Source organism: Oleiphilus sp. HI0067 (genome assembly GCF_001635735.1).
This window is the reverse complement of record NZ_LWFI01001098.1, coordinates 1-788: the sequence shown is the minus strand read 5'-3', so window position 1 is coordinate 788 and position 788 is coordinate 1. Positions and strand designations below refer to the sequence as shown.

Below are 788 nucleotides of genomic sequence, written 5' to 3'. Positions count from 1 at the left end.
AGCACAACCGGCCCTATAACCAGTGAGTGTCAGAAAAACTATACATTGTTGTTCACAGATGGTTTTAATACCCAAAACACAACAAGCGAAGTTCAGTCTGTGCTTAATGACGGTATCGGCAACCAAGATGGTTCTGCGGGTGCCCCTTATCAAGACAGTTACTCAACGACACTCGGCGATATTGCATATGATGCTTATACAACGAACTTGAGAGGTGACCTCCCAACAGGTGCAGTGCGAGTCAATCCGCTTTGTGCAGACGCGAGTCCGGATGCTTGGTTAGACTGTAATACTAATCTACACATGAACACTTATACCGTCGGCTTAGGTTTGCGCGGGAATATCTTTGGTGTGACTCATCATGCTGTGGAAGATGCTCATGGGGCTAATACTGAACCAGTTTGGCCAGATGTTTCTGATGAAGGTCTTCCTCAGGTGGATGATTTATATCACGCAGCAGTCAATGGCCGTGGCGAAATGTACAGCGCAACGTCGCCTGATTCTTTGAAAGAAGCGCTGCGTTCGGCGATCAACGATATTGTGACATCTATTGGTAGCGGTTCAGGTGTAACCTTTAACTCTTCATCATTACGTGCGCAAGATGGCACATCTATTTATACAACACTCTTTAATTCGTCTGACTGGAGTGGTGACTTAGAAGCACGCTTACTCGATCCAAGCAATGGTGATGTGCTTGATATTGTTTGGTCAAACTCAGCGGGTGAGGCTTCAGGTGCTGCGGCTTTATTGGATGAAAGAGATATTTCAGTTGCTGATCAAGAGCGAGT

At 46.1% G+C, this 788-nt stretch carries 1 protein-coding gene; it reads left to right on the top strand.

Translation table 11 applies throughout. From position 1 onward, the window contains the following. Positions 1-45 precede the first annotated feature (45 nt). Positions 46-788 (top strand): hypothetical protein (locus A3739_RS29990; RefSeq protein WP_197472359.1); only part of this gene is annotated, 743 nt, incomplete at its 3' end.